Annotated in this window: 19 protein-coding genes; 11 read left to right on the forward strand and 8 right to left on the reverse strand. The window is 72.6% G+C overall.

Translation table 11 applies throughout. The features are described from left to right. Window positions 1-57: 57 nt before the first annotated feature. The 4 genes from PQI07_RS22070 to PQI07_RS22085 form a co-directional block, all read right to left on the reverse strand. Entirely contained in the window at window positions 58-219 is a 162-nt protein-coding gene (locus PQI07_RS22070; RefSeq protein WP_158713284.1) for a hypothetical protein, read from the reverse strand. Window positions 220-344: 125 nt separating this feature from the next. Continuing rightward, window positions 345-524, reverse strand: a complete 180-nt coding sequence (locus PQI07_RS22075) for a hypothetical protein (protein WP_043355901.1) — start codon at window positions 522-524, stop codon at window positions 345-347. Window positions 525-606: 82 nt separating this feature from the next. Further along, window positions 607-774, reverse strand: a complete 168-nt coding sequence (locus tag PQI07_RS22080) for a hypothetical protein (RefSeq protein WP_164706390.1) — start codon at window positions 772-774, stop codon at window positions 607-609. 186 nt (window positions 775-960) lie between these two features. Then, on the reverse strand, window positions 961-1,257 hold the full coding sequence (locus PQI07_RS22085; protein ID WP_043355896.1) for a hypothetical protein: 297 nt from the start codon (window positions 1,255-1,257) through the stop codon (window positions 961-963). A gap of 480 nt (window positions 1,258-1,737) precedes the next feature. On the opposite strand from PQI07_RS22085, the gene PQI07_RS22090 reads away from it, so the two are divergent. Continuing rightward, window positions 1,738-2,865, forward strand: coding sequence for a pyridoxal phosphate-dependent aminotransferase (locus tag PQI07_RS22090; RefSeq protein ID WP_043383046.1), 1,128 nt, complete (start codon window positions 1,738-1,740; stop codon window positions 2,863-2,865). After that, on the forward strand, window positions 2,858-3,802 hold the full coding sequence (locus PQI07_RS22095; RefSeq protein ID WP_043353972.1) for a prephenate/arogenate dehydrogenase family protein: 945 nt from the start codon (window positions 2,858-2,860) through the stop codon (window positions 3,800-3,802). The genes PQI07_RS22090 and PQI07_RS22095 overlap by 8 nt, the downstream gene beginning before the upstream one ends. 22 nt (window positions 3,803-3,824) lie before the next feature. On the opposite strand, the gene msrA is transcribed toward PQI07_RS22095, so the two are convergent. After that, complete coding sequence (msrA, locus tag PQI07_RS22100; protein ID WP_043353969.1) at window positions 3,825-4,541, reverse strand: peptide-methionine (S)-S-oxide reductase MsrA; 717 nt, start codon at window positions 4,539-4,541, stop codon at window positions 3,825-3,827. Between the two features lie 142 nt (window positions 4,542-4,683). On the opposite strand from msrA, the gene trpB reads away from it, so the two are divergent. Continuing rightward, on the forward strand, window positions 4,684-5,925 hold the full coding sequence (trpB, locus tag PQI07_RS22105; protein WP_043353967.1) for a tryptophan synthase subunit beta: 1,242 nt from the start codon (window positions 4,684-4,686) through the stop codon (window positions 5,923-5,925). A 228-nt stretch (window positions 5,926-6,153) separates the two neighbouring features. Here the strand turns inward: trpB and PQI07_RS37730 are convergent, their stop codons facing one another. Then, a complete protein-coding gene (locus PQI07_RS37730; protein WP_244538785.1) occupies window positions 6,154-6,450 on the reverse strand; it encodes a helix-hairpin-helix domain-containing protein in 297 nt (98 codons plus the stop codon). A 380-nt stretch (window positions 6,451-6,830) separates the two neighbouring features. On the opposite strand from PQI07_RS37730, the gene PQI07_RS22115 reads away from it, so the two are divergent. After that, a complete protein-coding gene (locus PQI07_RS22115) occupies window positions 6,831-8,696 on the forward strand; it encodes an ABC transporter ATP-binding protein (protein WP_043383052.1) in 1,866 nt (621 codons plus the stop codon). A gap of 109 nt (window positions 8,697-8,805) precedes the next feature. Further along, on the forward strand, window positions 8,806-9,717 hold the full coding sequence (locus tag PQI07_RS22120) for a cell envelope integrity EipB family protein (protein WP_274927394.1): 912 nt from the start codon (window positions 8,806-8,808) through the stop codon (window positions 9,715-9,717). Window positions 9,718-9,996: 279 nt separating this feature from the next. Here the strand turns inward: PQI07_RS22120 and PQI07_RS22125 are convergent, their stop codons facing one another. Continuing rightward, entirely contained in the window at window positions 9,997-10,293 is a 297-nt protein-coding gene (locus tag PQI07_RS22125) for a DUF3572 domain-containing protein (protein ID WP_043353976.1), read from the reverse strand. Window positions 10,294-10,373: 80 nt separating this feature from the next. Between PQI07_RS22125 and PQI07_RS22130 the strand changes: the two genes are divergently transcribed. The 4 genes from PQI07_RS22130 (at window position 10,374) to PQI07_RS22145 (ending at window position 14,136) form a co-directional block, all read left to right on the forward strand. After that, complete coding sequence (locus PQI07_RS22130; RefSeq protein WP_043353956.1) at window positions 10,374-10,742, forward strand: response regulator; 369 nt, start codon at window positions 10,374-10,376, stop codon at window positions 10,740-10,742. Window positions 10,743-10,914: 172 nt separating this feature from the next. Further along, window positions 10,915-12,288 (forward strand): PleD family two-component system response regulator, encoded by a 1,374-nt coding sequence (locus PQI07_RS22135; RefSeq protein ID WP_043383055.1) that lies wholly within the window; start codon window positions 10,915-10,917, stop codon window positions 12,286-12,288. 157 nt (window positions 12,289-12,445) lie between these two features. Then, window positions 12,446-13,408 carry an acetyl-CoA carboxylase carboxyltransferase subunit alpha gene (locus PQI07_RS22140; RefSeq protein ID WP_043383058.1) on the forward strand — a complete coding sequence of 321 codons (963 nt, stop codon included), beginning with the start codon at window positions 12,446-12,448 and terminating at the stop codon, window positions 13,406-13,408. Beyond that, complete coding sequence (locus tag PQI07_RS22145) at window positions 13,405-14,136, forward strand: DUF1796 family putative cysteine peptidase (RefSeq protein ID WP_043757072.1); 732 nt, start codon at window positions 13,405-13,407, stop codon at window positions 14,134-14,136. Before PQI07_RS22140 ends, PQI07_RS22145 begins: the two co-directional genes overlap by 4 nt. 78 nt (window positions 14,137-14,214) lie before the next feature. On the opposite strand, the gene PQI07_RS22150 is transcribed toward PQI07_RS22145, so the two are convergent. Next, window positions 14,215-15,135 carry a LysR family transcriptional regulator gene (locus tag PQI07_RS22150; RefSeq protein ID WP_043761120.1) on the reverse strand — a complete coding sequence of 307 codons (921 nt, stop codon included), beginning with the start codon at window positions 15,133-15,135 and terminating at the stop codon, window positions 14,215-14,217. Between the two features lie 274 nt (window positions 15,136-15,409). Between PQI07_RS22150 and PQI07_RS22155 the strand changes: the two genes are divergently transcribed. Both PQI07_RS22155 and PQI07_RS22160 read left to right on the forward strand, forming a co-directional pair. Next, complete coding sequence (locus tag PQI07_RS22155; RefSeq protein ID WP_274927395.1) at window positions 15,410-16,573, forward strand: MFS transporter; 1,164 nt, start codon at window positions 15,410-15,412, stop codon at window positions 16,571-16,573. Between the two features lie 161 nt (window positions 16,574-16,734). After that, window positions 16,735-18,216 (forward strand): L,D-transpeptidase family protein, encoded by a 1,482-nt coding sequence (locus tag PQI07_RS22160; protein WP_274927396.1) that lies wholly within the window; start codon window positions 16,735-16,737, stop codon window positions 18,214-18,216. Window position 18,217 lies beyond the last annotated feature (1 nt).

The raw sequence follows: 18,217 nt of genomic DNA on the forward strand, positions 1-18,217 counted from the left end.
TAATGCGCGGGGGCCCGAGCGTCAACGCGCACAGGCCGGCGGCCGCCGCCGGGTTACTCAGGCGGGGTCTTGCCCGTCGGGGACGCCGGATGTCCAATCGGACGCGCGCGTCCGGATCTCGGTCGCCGAGGCGCCGGTCACGGCGCGTTGCGCGCGCAGCCATGCGGGTTCGACCAAGCCGGCCGCACCGTCTAGGACGAAGTTGAGAACGACGCTCATCTCGACACCTCCATCGCGCACTGTCGTCGCGATGGCGCAGGTCTACGCCGGGCAGGCGGCCGCGACGGTGCGCCCGGACACGCAGGATCCCGGGAACGGGGCCGTGCCGCCGCAGCGGATGCCGCTCACGCGAGCGGCGCGGCCATCACGGCCAGTCCCAGGGCCGGAAGGCCGAGGGCGAGGGCGGCGCGGGCATCCAGCCGATCCGCGCCGACGCCCGCCCGCCAGTGACGGCTCGCAGCACTTTCGATCAATATCCCGGTGAGAACGAGACCGCAGCCGATCAGGGCCTGCATCGAAACCATGAATCCCTCGCCCAGCCGGCCGCACGTCCTGGCGCGGCGCCTGATTGCCGGTGGGAAAGTGCGTCCTGGGGCTGGCGGTTCCTCAGCGCATCGCAGCCGCGCAGGCCGCGAAGACCAGGGCGGCCCCGGCGGCCGTGATGCAGCCGTTGGCCCAGGGCGCCGGCTCGACACGGCGCAGGCGACAATCCGCGGCGAGCGAAACGAGGATCCCGATCAGGAACAGGCTGCAGGGGATCAGGTCACCGGGCATCGTCGATCCATCCAGGCGCATGCAGGGCGCGGCACGCCCGACGCGCCCCCGTTCTCCGGGTTCAACAGGCCGAAACGTGGCGAGTGCCCCGCGGCATTTGCGCGTCGCCGATTTGCCGCGGCGCGCCCGGATGGATCGAGCCCGTCAGAGCTTGCGGATCGGGGCTTGCCCGTCGGAGCTTGCCGTTCAGAGCTTGGCCGAGGCGGGCCGGGTGTCGAAATCCTCGGGCCCCAGATCCAGGAGATCGTTCGGGGTCTCGGTCCGGTCGTAGGCCTGGCTCGCCGCGGCCTCGATCACCGCCTGGTTGCGGGCGAACAGCTCCAGGGGCGCGAGGTCGGCCCCGCCGCCGAATTGCTGACGCAGCACGGGGATCGGGACCTCGACCGCGATCACCCGCTGGCCGTTGGTCATGCCGAAGCGGATCAGCGTGTCGTCGGCGGGGAGGATGTGGGCGCCGCCGTCCAGGTATCGTTCGAGGGGCATGAATGGGGTCCTTCGCATGGGGCGCCTGCCGGCGGAGCGCCGGCATTGAGCCATGACTTCGTGCGGGCGTACAAGACGCCGCAGCGCCGTCCGATCCATCCCGGAGCGGGTCCGTCTTAAATCGTCGGCGCGGTCGGGAGCGCCCGGGTCGGGACAGGGCTCGGATCGGGTGGCCCCGGCCTGCGGAACTCGGTCTGCCGGACGCGGCGGGACCGACGCATCCCATGACCAATGGCCACGCCACGCGCCTTCCCTCGCCGCGGCGTGCAGCCTCGAACCCGGATCACGAGTCCCGCCGGGATCGGATCGAGGCGGCGCGCGACCGGCGTGGCGCCCCGGGCTGCGTGATTGCGCCTCAGGATATCCGGGCGCGCTCACCGGGACCGGCGCCCCTGAAGCGGGCCCGGGTTCACCGGCAAAGGAAATGCTGTAGACGGACGCGGAACCGACCGAACCCCGCGCATCCCGAGTCGCACCGCAATGTCCGCCCTCCGCCCCGCCCGTCCGGAACCGCGCCCCGGCGTCCTGGCGATCGACACCTACGTGCCCGGCAAGAGCGGGCGGCCCGGCGGCGGCACGGTCTACAAGCTCTCCTCCAACGAGACGCCCCTCGGCGCGAGCCCCGCGGCGCTCGCCGCCCTTCACGCGGCGACCGCCAAGCTCGAGACCTACCCGGACGGGCGCGCCACGGCGCTGCGCACCGCCATCGCCAGGCGCTACGGGCTCGATCCTGAGCGGATCGTCTGCGGGGCGGGATCGGACGAGCTGCTCTCGCTGCTGGCCTACGCGTATGCCGGGCCGGGCACCGAGGGCATCTACTCGGAGCACGGCTTCCTCGTGTACCGGATCGCCATCCTGGCCTCGGGGGGCGAGCCGGTGGTGGCGCCCGAGCGCGACCTCACCGTGGACGTCGACGCGATCCTGGCCCGGGTCACGGACCGGACGCGGATCGTCTACGTCACGAACCCCAACAACCCGACCGGCACCTACCTGCCCTTCGACGAGATCCGCCGCCTCCACGCCGGCCTGCCGCCGCACGTGCTGCTGGTGATCGACGGCGCCTATGCCGAATACGTCCGGGCGAACGACTACTCGGCCGGGCTCGAACTCGCGCTCGAAGCCGAGAACGTGGTGATGACCCGCACCTTCTCGAAGATCCACGGGCTGGCCGCCGTGCGGATCGGCTGGATGGTCGCGCCGTCGCACGTGGCGGACGCGGTCAACCGGATCCGGGGGCCGTTCAACGTCTCGGGGCCGGCGATCGCCGCGGGCTCGGCCGCCATCGCCGACGAGGCGCACATGGCCGCCGCCGCCGCCCACAACGCCGAGTGGCTGCCGAAGCTCACCGAGGGCGCCCGGGCGCTCGGCCTCACGGTCACGCCGAGCGTCGCGAACTTCCTGCTGATCCACTTCCCCGACGCGCCCGGCCGCTCGGCGGCGGATGCCGACGCGTTCCTGACCGAGCGCGGCCTCATCACCCGCCGGGTCACCGCCTACGGCCTGCCCAACGCCCTGCGGGTGACGGTGGCCGGCGCCGAGGCGAACACGGCCTTCCTGGCGGCGCTCGGCGACTTCGTGCGTGGCGCCCAGGGGAGCACCCATGCCTGAGGCGCTCAAGGCCGAGAGGCCCGCCGTCGACCGTCTCGCCATCGTCGGCCTCGGGCTGATCGGATCCTCGATCGCCCGGGCGGCGCGCCGCTACGGGCTCGCCCGCACCATCGTGGCCGTCGACCGGGACGAGGCCGTGCGCGACCGGGTGCGCGAACTCGGCATCGCCGACGCGGTCACGGGCGACCCGGCGGAGGGCGCGGCCGACACCGACCTCGTGATCCTGTGCGTGCCGGTGGGCGCCATCGGCGCCGCGGCGGCCGAGATGATGCCGCATCTGAAAGCCGGCGCGATCGTGTCGGATGTCGGCTCGGTGAAGGGCGCCGTGGTGGCGGCGATCCGGCCGCACCTGCCCGAGGGCGTCGCCCTGGTCCCCGGCCACCCGATCGCCGGAACCGAGTTCTCGGGGCCGGATGCGGGCTTCGCGACCCTGTTCCAGGGCCGCTGGTGCATCCTGACCCCGCCCGAGGGCACCGATCCGGCGGCGGTCGAGACCGTCCGCGCCCTGTGGGCGGGGATGGGCGCCAATGTCGAGACGATGAGCGCCGAGCACCACGACCACGTGCTGGCGATCACCAGCCACCTGCCGCACCTGATCGCCTACAACATCGTCGGCACCGCCGCGGACCTCGAATCGGCGACGCAGTCCGAGGTGATCAAGTTCTCGGCCAGCGGATTCCGCGACTTCACCCGCATCGCCGCCTCCGACCCGACCATGTGGCGGGACATCTTCCTCAACAACCGCGAGGCGGTGCTGGAGATGCTCGGACGGTTCAACGAGGACCTGTCGGCGCTCGCCAAGGCGGTGCGCTGGGGTGACGGCGACGCGCTCCACGCGATGTTCACCCGCACCCGGGCGATCCGGCGCAGCATCGTGGCGCAGGGCCAGGAGACCGCGGCGCCGGATTTCGGCCGGCCGCGGCCACCGGAGGAATAGCGGACCGCGCCGGGCCGCCCGCTCAGGCCGGCGGGCGGTTGACCAGAACCGGCTGCGCCGCCGTCCGCTCCGGGAACAGGCTGCGCAGCGCCTCCAGCTTCGGCGCATCGTTGGCGGCGATGTACGGGTGGCCGGGATGCAGGGCCATGAAGTCCTGGTGATAACCCTCGGCCGGGTAGAACGCGGCCGCCGGCTCGATCCGGGTGGCGACCGGCCGCGCATAGGCCTTGGCCGCGTCGAGCTGGGCGATGTAGGCCTTCGCCACCCGCGCCTGCTCGGCATCCTGCGGGAACAGGGCCGAGCGGTACTGGTGCCCGGTATCGGGCCCCTGGCGATCCACCTGGGTCGGGTCGAGGGCCACCGAGAAGAAGATCCGCAGCAGCTCGTCGTAGCGGATCGCGGCCGGGTCGTAGGTGACCGAGACCGCCTCGGCATGGCCGGTCCCGCCGCCGCTCACCGTCCGGTAATCGGCCTCCGCGCGGGTGCCGCCGGCATAGCCCGACACCGCATTGCTCACGCCGCGCAGGTGCTGGAACACCCCCTGCACGCCCCAGAAGCAGCCGCCGGCGAAGACCGCGACGCGCGGCCCCGGCGGCTCGGCGGAGCGGGTCGCGGCCTCCGGCAGGCGCCGGGGCGCTTCCTCGGCGAAGGCCGGAAGCCGGGGGAGCAGGACGGCCCCTGCGAGTCCGAGCCCGAGGGCGGCCCCGAGGAGCGTGCGGATTCGATCGCGATGTGCCATTCTATCCTCCTGCCGGAAACCAACAGGGTGTTCGCCCCGTGGCCCGAACCGGTTACGCGGGCGGGACGCCGCATTGCAGCCGCGCCCGCATGGGTCTACGCACCCGCAACAGATCGACCCCAGCGACCGCAGGACCCGTCCCGTGACCATCGCCCCCGAGCCCAACTCCTTCCGCACCGGTCCCGACGAGCGCGGCCGCTTCGGCATCTTCGGCGGCCGTTTCGTCGCCGAGACGCTGATGCCGCTGATCCTGGAGCTGGAAGCCGCCTACGAGGCCGCCAAGGTCGATCCGGCCTTCGCGGCCGACATGGCGAGCTACGGCACCCACTATATCGGCCGGCCGAGCCCGCTCTACTATGCCGAGCGGCTGACCGAGCACCTGCGCGCCAAGGCTCCGGCCGGGCAGGGGGCCAAGGTCTATTTCAAGCGTGAGGAGCTGAACCATACCGGCTCCCACAAGGTGAACAACGTGCTGGGCCAGATCCTGCTGGCCCGGCGCATGGGCAAGCCGCGGATCATCGCCGAGACCGGCGCGGGCCAGCACGGCGTCGCCACCGCGACGCTCTGCGCGCGCTTCGGCCTCAAGTGCGTCGTCTACATGGGCGCGGTCGACGTCGCCCGGCAGGCGCCCAACGTCTTCCGCATGAAGATGCTCGGCGCCGAGGTGATCCCGGTGGAATCCGGCACCCGGACCCTCAAGGATGCCATGAACGAGGCCCTGCGCGACTGGGTCACCAACGTCGCCGACACGTTCTACTGCATCGGGACCGTCGCCGGGCCGCACCCCTATCCGGCCATGGTGCGCGACTTCCAGTCGGTGATCGGGCGTGAGACCCGGGAGCAGATGATCGCCCAGGAGGGCCGCCTCCCGGATTCGCTGGTCGCCTGCATCGGCGGCGGCTCCAACGCCATGGGCCTGTTCCACCCGTTCCTGGACGACCGCGAGGTCGAGATCTTCGGGGTCGAGGCGGCCGGCCACGGGGTTCATTCCGGCCTGCACGCGGCCTCGCTCACCGGCGGCAAGCCGGGCGTGCTGCACGGCAACCGCACCTACCTGCTGATGGATGCGGACGGACAGATCGCCGACGCGCACTCGATCTCGGCCGGGCTGGACTATCCCGGCATCGGGCCCGAGCACGCGTGGCTGCACGAGACGGGTCGCGTCACCTACATCTCGGCGACGGACACCGAAGCCCTCGAGGCGTTCAAGCTCTGCTCGATGCTGGAGGGCATCATCCCGGCCCTTGAGCCGGCCCACGCCCTGTCCAAGGTTCTGGAACTGGCGCCGCAGCGCCCGGCCGAACACCTGATGGTGATCAATCTCTGCGGTCGCGGCGACAAGGACATCCCGCAGGTGGCGGAGATCTTCGGGACGACGCTCTGAGGGCCGGCGTCTCCGGGACGCACCCCTCTTCCCGGACGCCCGGAACGCCGTGGACGGCGATCCGGGATCCGGCAGACGAAGCGCGGCGGAACGGGCCTGCGCGTTTCGGGCGGACGCTTCGCGACGTCCGGCGCGGGATCCCGGGCCGCCATCCGCTGGCGTCGCACGCGCCCGGGACAGGGGCGAGCCCGGACGACACCACGTGACACCGGGCCGGCCGCGGCTGCCTCACCGCACCGTCACCTGATCCTTGATCTTCTCGTAGACCGACCGGCTGAGCACCCGCTTCGACAGCAGCTGCTCCACCGCGGTGTAGGGCCGCTTGGCGACGATCGCCCGGCCGATGGCGCCGCCGCCGCGCAGGCGGTTGAGATCCGCCACGGAGGCCGTGTTGAGATCGACCACGGCCAGGGCCCGGGGCCCGGCGCTGTCCTCCGCCCGCTCGACCTCGGCCTGACCGGCCGCGTCCTCGCCCTGCGGTTGAGGCGCCGCCTGCGGGGCCGGAGGGTCGGCGGGAACCGCCATCGCGTCGGACGGCATCTGTAACGGCGCGGCGGGCGCCGGGGCCTTGCCGGGCTGCGCAGGCGCGGGCTGCGAAGGCGCGGGCTCGACCGCCGCGGACGGGGCGGGAGCCGGCGCGGGCGGCGGGGCCGTCGAGGGTTCGGGAACCGCCGGTGCCGAGGGCGCAGGCGGGGATACCGGTCCGGGCGCCGGGCCCGGCAACAGGACCTGCACCACCGCCGCGAGTATGCCGGCAATGATGAGGAGGACCGAAATTCTGAGGATTGCAGGACCGCTGAGCACGCACCACTCGACGAGGATTAAAACTATATGCATCTACAGTTAATGCTGTCTTTGCGCGTCGTCCAATCCACGTCCGAAATCCGGTGAGCAATCCCCAGGGGATGAGCGCGCGGACGAGGCTCGGCGCGCGCCTGGGCGAGCGGCTCGGGGAGCGCCTGGGCGCCCTGCGCTACCTACCGACCCTGTTCCGGGAGATCGCCGCCGCCAGCCCGCGCCTGCTCGCGGCGAGCCTGTCGCTGCGCCTCGTGGCGGCCTGCCTGCCGGTCCTGATGCTGTATCTCGCCAAGCTGATCCTCGACGGGATCGTGGCCGAGCATGCCCGGCCGGCGCCAGGGGCGGGGCTGGCGGACTGGCTGGCCGATCCCGGCCGGGCCCGGCTCGCCGGGCTGGTGGCGGCCGAATTCGGCCTCGCCCTGGTCTCGGACCTCACCGGCCGTCTCGCGAACCTCACCGAGACCCTGATCGGCGACCTCTACGCCAACGCCGCCTCCCTGCGGCTGATGGCGCACGCCGCCGCCCTCGATCTCGCGCAGTTCGAGGACAGCGCCCAGCAGGACCGGCTGGAGCGGGCGCGCCGGCAGGTCAGCGGCCGCACCGGGCTTATCGGGACGGTGTTCGGCCAGTTGCAGGGGCTCCTGACCCTCGCGACCCTGGCGATCGGCGTCGCGGCCTTCACGCCCTGGCTCGTGGTGCTGATCGCCGCCGCCCTGGTTCCGGCGGTCCTCAACGAGTGGCATTTCACCAAGGCCGGCTACCGCCTCGCCTGGATCCGCAGCCCGGAGCGCCGCCGGATCGACTACCTGCGCTACCTCGGCGCCAGCGTCGAGACCGCCAAGGAGATCAAGCTCTTCGGCCTCTCGGACTACCTGACCGGCCTCTACGGGACGGCGGCGCGCCGGCTGCTCGCCGAGAACCGCAGCCTCGCCGTCGCCCGGGCCGGCTGGGGCTTCGCCTTCGCGAGCCTCGGGACGCTCGCCTACTACGCCGCCTACGCGGTGATCGTCTGGCGGACGGTGGCGGGCACCTTCTCGGTGGGCGATCTCGCCTTCCTGGCCGGCGCCTTCCAGCGCCTGCGCGGCGGCCTGGAGGGACTGCTCCTCGGGCTGACCCAGATCACCGGCCAGGCGCAGTACCTCGACGACTTCTACTCCTTCTTCGCGATCCGCCCGCAGATCCGCTCGCCCGCGCAGGCCGTGCCGGTGCCGCGCCCGATCCGGGAGGGGCTGGTCTTCGAGGATGTCGGCTACCGCTATCCGGGCACGCAGGCCTGGGCGCTGCGCCACCTCTCCTTCGCGATCCGCGCCGGGGAGACGGTGGCGCTGGTCGGCGGCAACGGCGCCGGCAAGACCACGATCGTCAAGCTGATGACCCGGCTCTACGACCCGCACGAGGGCCGGGTGCTCCTCGACGGGGTGCCGCTCACCGCGTACGACCTCGACGAGCTGCGGGCGCGGATCGGGGCGATCTTCCAGGACTTCGTCCGCTTCGACCTCACGGCGGGCGAGAACGTCGCGGTCGGCCGGATCGAGGCCGCCGGGGATGCGGAGCGCATCGCGGCCGCGGCGGCCCGGGGGCTGGCGGCGCCGGTGATCGAGCGCCTGCCCGAGGGCTACGCCCAGCCGCTGGGCAAGCGCTTCGCCGGCGGCCTCGACCTCTCCGGGGGCGAGTGGCAGAAGGTCGCGCTGTCCCGGGCCTACATGCGCGAGGCCGAGATCCTGATCCTGGACGAGCCGACCGCGGCCCTCGACGCGAGGGCCGAGCACGACGTCTTCGCGCGGTTCCGGGAATTGTCGGCCGGGCGGACGGCGGTGCTGATCTCGCACCGCTTCTCCACCGTGCGCATGGCCGACCGCATCCTCGTCCTGGAGGGCGGCCGGGTCCTGGAGGAGGGCGGCCACGCCGCCCTGATGGAGCGGCGCGGCCGCTACGCCGAGCTGTTCACCCTGCAGGCTGAGGGCTACCGGTAGGGGAGCCGGAAAGCGGGGGCGGGGCCCTCGGGACGCCCCCGCGGCCCGGCCCAAGCATTGCCCGATTCCCTGAGCCTGCTATCTGCGGCGGACCGAATCGAGGTTGTCCATGCGCCTGCGCCTCTTCCGACTGCTGACGGCCGGCCTTCTCGTCTGCGCCGGGAACGCTCAGGCGGCCCCACCCGCCGGGCCCGAACCGTCGGCCAAGCCCGAGGCGGCGACCCCGTCGCCCGAGATCGTCCTGGCCAACCATCGGGCGGTCTACGACCTGTCGCTGGCCGAGGGCGGAGGCACCCGCTCGGTGGAGAGCGCCCGCGGGCGCATCGTCATCGACTTCCGGGGGGATGCCTGCCGGGGCTACACGATGCTGACCCGCCAGGTGACGGAACTGTCCTCCGGCGAGACCGGCACGCGCCTGTCGGACATGCGCAGCACCACCTTCGAGGGCGGGCAGGGGCGCGAGTTCCGGTTCAAGACGACGACGCTGACCAACAACAAGGCCGCCGCCCCGGTGGACGGGACCGCCTCCGAGCAGGGCGACGCCCTCACGGTGAAGCTGAAGGGCGGCCCGAAGCCGTTCACCGTGGAGGGGCCGGTCCTGTTCCCGAGCGAGCACATGCGCCGCCTGATCGCGGCGGCGCGGGCCGGCCAGTCGACCCTCTCGGTCAAGGTCTACGACGGCTCGGACGACGGCAAGAAGATCTACGACACCTTCGCGGTGATCGGCCACACGGAGACCGGCCCGGCTTCGGCCGCGGGCTCCGACCGGGACAAGCCGCTGCGCGACGGTTCGCTCGCCGGCATGCCGCACTGGCCGGTCCGCCTGAGCTACTACACCGAGGGCGCCGGGGAGCGCACGCCGATCTACACCCTCGGCTTCGACCTGTACGAGAACGGCGTCAGCGGCGCGCTCAAGCTCGATTACGGCGATTTCGCCATCCTGGGCGACATGACCGCCCTCGACATCGACGCCAAGGCGGGGCGGAGCGACAAGGACGCGGGGAAGGGCTGCACGCCCTGAGCGCCGTTGGGCAGAGGCCGCGCACCGTTCCGACCATGCTCCCGGGCTCCCGGGCCCGCCGATCCGATCGGGGGGCGGGTCGCGCGTTGGGTCGCGGCCCCCCTGTGCGCGGGCTCGCCGATCCCCACGTCGTGTGCCAGCCATCCACCGCGTGAGAGACCAGCGCCCGGGCCCCGTCCCTCATGGGGCTGGGCCAGGGGCAGGCCGGGCGCGGATCGCGGGCAGGCCCGGGAATCCGCGGGCGGGACGCGCGCAGCGGTCCGCGTCGCGCCGGAGGCCTCACGCCCATTCGTCATCCGGCCGCGGCGACAGCCGCTGCCACGCCGCGGCGATCCGCTCCGGCTTGACGCCGAGACCGTTCGCGCAGGCGACGAGGACGTTCTCGTCGCCCATCACGTGGTCGAGGACGCCCACCAGGAAAGCCGGCTCCCGGGCGCTTTCGCGCAGCGTGTCGGGGCTCAATCCGCTCGCCGCCAGGAAGGGCAGGAGCCGGTCCTCGTCCCCCGCGATCCACAACAGAACGTCCAGGGCGAGCCGTTCGGCGGACTCATCCCCTTGAAGAGGTTTGCCATTCATCAACATGTGAACGCTACAAAGGTGACGGAGGGGCTTCACCGCCCACTAATCATGATCGGCGCGCACCGGGACATCGGATCATGAAGAAGACGGTGCTGATCGTCGAGGACAACGAGTTGAACATGAAGCTGTTCAACGACCTGCTGGAGGCGAACGGCTACGCGACCCTGAAGACCGCCCACGGCATCGAGGCGATCGAACTGGCCCGCGCCCATCATCCCGACCTGATCCTCATGGACATCCAGCTCCCCGAGGTCTCCGGGCTCGAGGTGACGAAATGGCTCAAGGAGGATGACGACCTCAAGGGCATTCCGGTCATCGCCATCACGGCCTTCGCCATGAAGGGCGACGAGGAGCGGATCCGCGAGGGCGGCTGCGAGGCCTACCTGTCGAAGCCGATCTCGGTTGCGAAGTTTTTGGCAACGGTTCGGGCCTATCTTGAGCCGTGACCACGCCGGCGAGGCGCGCCGTTGAACCGGTCACCCGATCCGTCCGGGTCGGGTGACCGGTTCAACCGTCCGTCCTGTCGTATCCGCCCAGGCCCCTGCGGCTGACCGGCGGTGCGCGCCACGGCACACGGTGCCCGGTCCGGGCCGCTCCACCGCGCCCCTACGAGGAAGCATGTCGGCCCGTGTCCTGATCGTCGATGATCTGTTCCCGAACGTCAGGCTTCTGGAGACGAAGCTCGGCCTGGAATATTTCGACACGCTCGCGGCCATGAATGGCCGGGACGCGATCGCGATCTGCGAGAAGGGCCTCTGCGACCTCGTCCTGCTCGACGTGATGATGCCCGGCATGGACGGGTTCGAGGTCTGCCGGCACCTCAAGAACAACCCGCTCACGGCCCATATCCCGGTGGTGATGGTCACGGCCCTCGACCAGCCCGCGGACCGCCTGCGCGGCCTCGACGCCGGGGCCGACGACTTCCTGACCAAGCCCGTGGACGACACCGCCCTGTTCAGCCGGGTGCGCAGCCTCGTACGCCTCAAGGCGGTGACCGACGAGCTGCGCCAGCGCGCGCTCGCCTCGCGCGAATTCGGGATCGGCGATCCCCTGGCGCTGGCCACCGCCGAGACCGGCCTCGATGCCCGGATCCTGCTCATCGAGGACCGCCCCGGATCGGCCGAGCGCCTCGCCGGGGCCCTGCGCCAGCACCACGTCGTCACGGTCGAGCCCGATCCGCAGGCGGCCCTGCACCTCGCCGCCGAGGCGCCCTTCGATCTCGCCCTGGTCAGCCTCGATCTGGCGGGCTTCGACGGCCTGCGCCTGTGCAGCCAGCTCCGGTCGCTGGATCGGACCCGGACGATGCCGCTGATCATGCTGGCGGAGGAGCACGACCGCGCCCGGGTCGTCCGCGGCCTCGATTTCGGCGTGCACGACTTCCTGATGCGCCCGGTCGACCGCAACGAGCTGATGGCCCGGGTCCGCACCCAGGTGAAGCGCAAGCGCTTCACCGAGGCGCTCCGGGGGGCGATGCAGGCCTCGCTCCAGATGGCCGTGATCGACGCGCTCACCGGCCTGCACAACCGGCGCTACCTCGACAACCATCTCGGCACGCTGTTCGGCGACGAGGCCGCCCGCCGGGCCCAGCTCTCCGTGCTCATCCTCGACATCGACCACTTCAAGGGCATCAACGACAGCTTCGGCCACGAGGCCGGCGACGAGGTGCTGCGCGGCTTCGCCGAGCGGGTCCGCCAGCACACCCGGCCCATCGACATCGTGGCGCGCTACGGCGGCGAGGAGGTGGTGGTGATCCTGCCGGAGGCGGGGCTCGGCGAGGCCCAGGGCATCGCCGAGCGCATCCGCGAGCGGGTCGAGGCGGTGCCGTTCTCGGTGCTGGGGGCTACCCGGACGGTGCCCGTGACCGTCTCGATCGGGGTCGCCGTGCGCCGCGGCGAGGATCTCTGCGCCGCCGACATGCTCCGGCGCGCCGACCTCGCCCTCTACCGGGCCAAGGCGGCCGGACGGAACCGGGTCGAGTCGCAGGCGGCCTGACCCTCCGGCCGCGGCCTGTCCGGGCCGCCGGCCGAGGGCCCGGACCGCCGGCCGGCGGCCCGGTCCGGCAACAGGCCGGTTGACACCACTCCCGCCATCGCCAACACCTCGCGCCCGCCGCCCCCGCGCGGCGGACCCCGGGAAGATCTGTGATACGATGGCGGTGACGCGCACCTACCTCGACTTCGAGAAGCCGGTGGCCGAGCTGGAGGCCAAGCTCGAGGAACTGCGCGCCGTGAGCGCGCGCGACGGCGCGGTCTCCATCGCCGAGGAGGTCGGCCGGCTCGAGGCCAAGGCCGGCCAGGCGCTGGCGGAGATCTACGCGAACCTCACCCCCTGGCAGAAGACCCAGGTGGCGCGCCACCCGCAGCGGCCGCACTTCGTGGACTATTGCGACGGGCTGATCAGCGAGTTCACCCCGCTGGCCGGCGACCGGAACTTCGGCGAGGACGAGGCGATCCTCGGCGGGTTCGGGCGGTTCCGCGGACGGCCGGTCCTGGTGCTCGGCCAGGAGAAGGGCGCCACCACCGAGGCGCGGCTGCGCCACAATTTCGGGATGGCCCGCCCCGAGGGCTACCGCAAGGCGGTCCGGCTCATGGAGACCGCCGACCGGTTCGGCCTGCCGGTCCTCGCCTTCGTCGACACCGCCGGCGCCTATCCGGGCATCGAGGCGGAGGAGCGCGGCCAGGCCGAGGCCATCGCCCGCTCCACCGAGGCCTGCCTCGCGCTGGGCGTGCCCAACGTCGCCGTGGTGATCGGGGAGGGCGGCTCGGGCGGCGCCATCGCGCTCGCCACCGCCAACCGGGTCCTGATGCTGGAGCACGCGATCTACGGGGTGATCTCGCCGGAGGGCGCCGCCTCGATCCTGTGGCGCGACCAGGGCCGCGCCGCCGACGCCGCCACCGCCATGAAGATCACCGCCCAGGACCTGCTGCGCCTCGGCGTCATCGACGGGATCATCCCGGAGGCCACCGGCGGGGCGCATCGCGACCGCGAAGCGGCGATTCGGGCCGCGGGCGACGCCGTCGCCGACGCCCTCGCCCAGTTCGACGGGCTGACGGCCGTCGAGATCCGCGACCGGCGCGCGGAGAAGTTCCTGGCGATCGGCCGGACCCTGTGAGCGAGCCCGGGGCGTCGGGGGGGCTGTTCGGCGCGCTCGGCCGGCTGCTGGGCCGGCGCGACGCGCGGGAGCCGGACCGGCACAACCATATCTCCCTCGGCTGCAACTGCCAGATGGCGCACGTCCTCAAGACGCTCGACCTGCGCCAATGGTCGGGGCCCCTCGACTGGATCTTCTCCATGCCCGGCATGGCCCGGGACTGCCTCGCCGACGATTTCTCCGCGCTCGTCGACCGGAGCCAGCTGGAGAGCATCCCGGAATTCGAGCGGCGCGGCCCCGGCATCTGGCGGGGGCGCCACCGCCTCTACCGGGAGCGGCACGGCCTCGAATGCGTGTTCAACCACCACGACCCGGCGACGAGCGAGGCGGATTACGCCTTCCTCGCCGAGGGCGTGCGGCGGCTGCGCCGGGCCCTCGACACGCCGGGCACCGACAACCGCCTCTGGATGATGACCCATCTCCACACGCCCCGGGACGTGGTCGAGGCGATCGACGACCTGCTCGGGCAGCGCGCCAGCCGCAACCACCTGACCTTCCTGCAGCTGGAGACCGGGCATCCGCGCATGGCGGTCGCCGAGGCGGTCGACCTGCGGACATCCCTGCGCTGGCTCACCGTGCACACGCCCTCGGAGCCCGTCGGCCTGCGGCTGGCCGACCCGGCCGACGACGCGGCCTTGGTGGAGATCATCCGGGCCGAGGCGGCGCGGCGGCCGGCGCTGTTCGGCTGAGCGGGCGCCAAGCCCGAACTGCGTGGCGCGCGACAGGGCGACGATCGCGCCGACGCGGACGGGCGCGAGGCAATTGCCTCACGGGTGAGCGCCGAAGGCGACCCCGCGCATCCGCTCCGCCAGGAAATCCACCAGCACGCGCACCCGGGCCGGCATGGCGGGGCCGCCCACGAACACCGCGTGGATCGCCTCGCGGTCCTGCGGGTTGAACGGCTCCAGCAGCGGCACCAGCCGGCCGGCGGCGAGATCCTCGGCGATGTGGAAGTTGCCGACCCGGGTGATGCCGGTGCCCTGCAGGGCGAGCTGGACCAGGGTCTCGCCGTTGTTGGCGGCGACGTTGCCGCCCACCGGCAGGACGCTGTCGTGCCCGTCGATGCGGAACGGCCATCCGGGCTCGGAGCGGCGGAAGCTGAAATCCAGGCAGTTGTGGCCGGCGAGGTCGGCGGGCCGCCGCGGCGTGCCGGCCCGGGCGAGGTAGGCCGGCGAGGCCACCACCGTCCGGCCGGTCTCCCCGAGCCGCCGGGCGGTGAGCGGGCTGTCGGCGAGCGGGCCGAACCGGATCGCCACGTCGGCCCGGCCGCCGAGCACGTCGGCGAGTTCGTCGCTGAGGTCGATCTCCACCGTGATGCCGGGATGGCGCTCGACGAAGGCGGCGAGCAGCGGCACGATCACGAGCCGGCCATGGGCGGTGGCGGCGCTGACCCGGACCCGCCCGCGCGGGCAGCCCCGGTCGGCGAGCGCGGCTTCGGTCTCGTCGAGATCCGCCAGGATGCGGCGCGCGGCGCGCCCGTAGGTCTCGCCCTCGGCGGTGAGCCGGAGGGTCCGGGTCGTCCGCACGAGGAGCTGCGCGCCGAGCCGCGCCTCGGTCCGGGCGACGATCCGGCTGACCGCGGAGGGCGTCAGCCCGAGCCGGCGCGCCGCCCCCGACAGGCTGCCGGCCTCCGCCACCGCCACGAACACCGCCATCTCGCCCGCCCGGTCGACCTTGTCGCGCAGCATCATGCCCGTCCCGCGATGCCCGAAGCCGATCCCGGGCGCTCCGACCCGAGGCCCTCATCCTGGGGTGCCGGAGCGCCCCTCCGACGCCCGCCGGCGCGGGCACCTCACGATGAGGGCGTGTTCGGGAGAGCCGCGCAGAATGCCCCCGTCGCCGAGCCGTCGGCAAGCCCACATTCGTGCCGTCGGCGCACAGATCCTGGTCCCGAGCGGGTACTACTGCCCTGGAGACGAATCCGCCACCTGCCTCCCCGGAACGAACGGAGATGCGGACCCCATGGCGCTCAACCCACCCCTGCTGGCCCTCGCGGTCGGCGCCTTCGGCATCGGCGTGACCGAGTTCACCCCCATGGGCATGCTGCCCCTGATCGCCGCCGACCTGAACGTATCGATCCCGGCGGCGGGCCTCGTCGTCAGCGCCTACGCGCTGGGCGTGGTGATCGGCGCGCCGCTCGTGACCCTCGCCACCGCGCGCCTGCCCCGGCGGCGCCTGCTGGTCGGGCTGATGGCGATCTTCACCCTCGGCAACCTGATGGCGGCCCTCGCCGACAGCTACGCCATGCTGGTCGCCGGCCGGCTCGTCACCGCGCTGAACCACGGGGCCTTCTTCGGCGTCGGCGCGGTGGTGGCCGCCGGCCTCGTGCCGCCGGAGCGCCGCGCCGCCGCGGTGGCGGCCATGTTCTCGGGCCTCGCCATCGCGACGATCGGCGGCGTGCCGCTCGCCGCCTGGACCGGCGCGATGCTCGGCTGGCGCGCGGCCTTCTGGGGGATCGCCGCGATCGGCGCCGTCGCCATGCTGGCGCTGCGGCTCGCCCTGCCGGAGCTGAAGGCCGAACCGGGCGCCGACCTGTGGTCCGAGCTGCGCGTCCTCGGCCGCGGCCCCGTCCTGGCGGCCCTGGCGCTGACCATGGTGGGGTTCAGCGCGATGTTCACGGTGTTCACCTACATCGCGCCGATCCTGCGGGCCGAGACCGGCGCGACGGCGCCGTTCGTCACCGCGATGCTGGTCCTGTTCGGGCTCGGCCTGACCGTGGGCAACTGGCTCGGCGGCCGGCTCGCGGACCGCTCGGTGGACGGCACGATCATCGGCGCGCTGGCGGCGCAGCTCGTCGTCCTCGTGCTGTTCGCCTGGGGCATGCACGGGGCGGCCGCCGCGGCGTTGCTGATCGTCCTCTGGGGTGTCGCGAGCTTCGCCAGCGTGGCCCCGCTCCAGATGCGGGTGATGGCGCAGGCGGCGGACGCGCCCAGCCTCGCCTCGGCGATGAATATCGGCGCCTTCAACCTCGGCAACGCGGTCGGGGCGGCCGTCGGCGGCGCCACGATCGATGCCGGGCTCGGCTACCCGGCGGTGTCCCTGGCCGGCGCCGCCCTGGCGCTGGCCGGCCTCGTCCTCGTGCTCTGGCTGGGTCGCCCCGCCGCGGTCCCGGCCGCCTGTGGATAGGGCCTGCGCCGCAGGCTCTCCACACCGGATAACAATCCAGTGTTGCACCCGCGTCCTTGCGGTAAGGAAGGCGCAAGCTTAACGAGCCTATTGGGTTGGGGAGTGGCACCCGACGCGGCCAGCAAGGCCCGCGGGCGCGCGTAAGACGATCGAGGTTCCCCATGACGGCGCGTCTCGCGACCGCGCGACTGCTGGCGGCAGCGTCCCTGCTGGCCCTGTCGCTCGCCGCCTGCCAGGACGGCTCCGGGATCAACGGCCCGAGCGCGCGCAGCCTCGCGCCGGTCGCCCCCCAGACGGTCGCCCTGATGCAATCCAAGGGGATGCAGCAATCCGACCCGATCCTGATCCGCACCTTCAAGAAGGAAGCGGAGATGGAGATCTGGAAGCGGGGCGGCGACGGCCGTTACGCCCTGCTGAAGACCTACCCGATCTGCCGCTGGTCCGGCCAGCTCGGCCCCAAGACCCGCGAGGGCGACCGGCAGGCGCCGGAGGGCTTCTATACGATCACCCCGGGCCTGATGAACCCGAATTCCTCGTACTATCTCTCGTTCGATACCGGCTTCCCCAATGCCGTCGACCGGGCCAACGGGCGCACCGGCAAGTACCTGATGGTGCACGGCACCTGCTCGTCGGCGGGCTGCTTCGCCATGACCGACGCCACCATCGCGGAGATCTACGCCGTCGCCCGCGAGGCGTTCATCGGCGGCCAGCGCAGCTTCCAGTTCCAGTCCTATCCGTTCCGGATGACGGCCGAGAACATGGCCAAGTTCCGCAACGACCCGAACATCGCCTTCTGGCAGAACCTCAAGGAAGGGTCCGACTATTTCGAGGCCCTGCACGAGGAGCCGAAGGTCGGCCAGTGCGGGACCAAATACGTGTTCGGCGGGGCCGACGCGGCGGCCGGCTCGTGCAAGCCCCATGTCGACCCGCTGGTGGCGGAGAAGAGCGCGCACGACGCCCGCGCGGTCGCCGACCTCGTCGCCAAGGGCACGCCGGCGGTGCGGGTCGTCTACCAGGACGGCGGCCAGAACCCGGTCTTCCGCCCGCAGAACACGAGCGCCTTCGCGAGCCTCGGCGGGACCGAGACGGTCCTGCCCTACGACGCCAAGGAATACGGACGGCACAATCTCGGCGACGTGAGCCGGCCCGAGACCCTGGCGGCGGGCCCGCAGGAGATCGAGGTCACGCCGAAGGGCCAGCCGGTGATGCTGGCCGGCGCCGAGCCGGCGGCCCCCGCCCGGGCCGCGAAGGCCGACGGCAAGGGGCGCGGGCGGGAGCCCGCGAAGCCGGCGGTCACGACGCTCATGGCGAACCGCGCCGATCCCAACGCGCAGGTGGAGACCACGGCGGCGCTGCCCGAGAAGCCCGCGCGGATCGCGTTCGCCGACGCGGACGGCGACCCGAGCAGCTACCAGAAGCTGTTCGGCCAGCTCTTCGCCAAGGACAAGCCGGCCCCGGCGGCACCCCCGACCCCGGCGGTCGACGCCGCGGTGGTGCCGGAGCCGGTGAAGCTCGCCCACGCCGCCGAGAAGGTCGCGCCGAAGGCCGCCAAGGCCCATGCGGTGAAGACCGCCAAGGTCGAGGGCAAGGTCGAGGCGAAGCCCGCCCTCCGGAAGGGCGAGCCCGAGGGCCGGAAGCCCTGAC

This window comes from Methylobacterium sp. 092160098-2 (genome assembly GCF_028920805.1).
GTDB lineage: Bacteria > Pseudomonadota > Alphaproteobacteria > Rhizobiales > Beijerinckiaceae > Methylobacterium > Methylobacterium fujisawaense.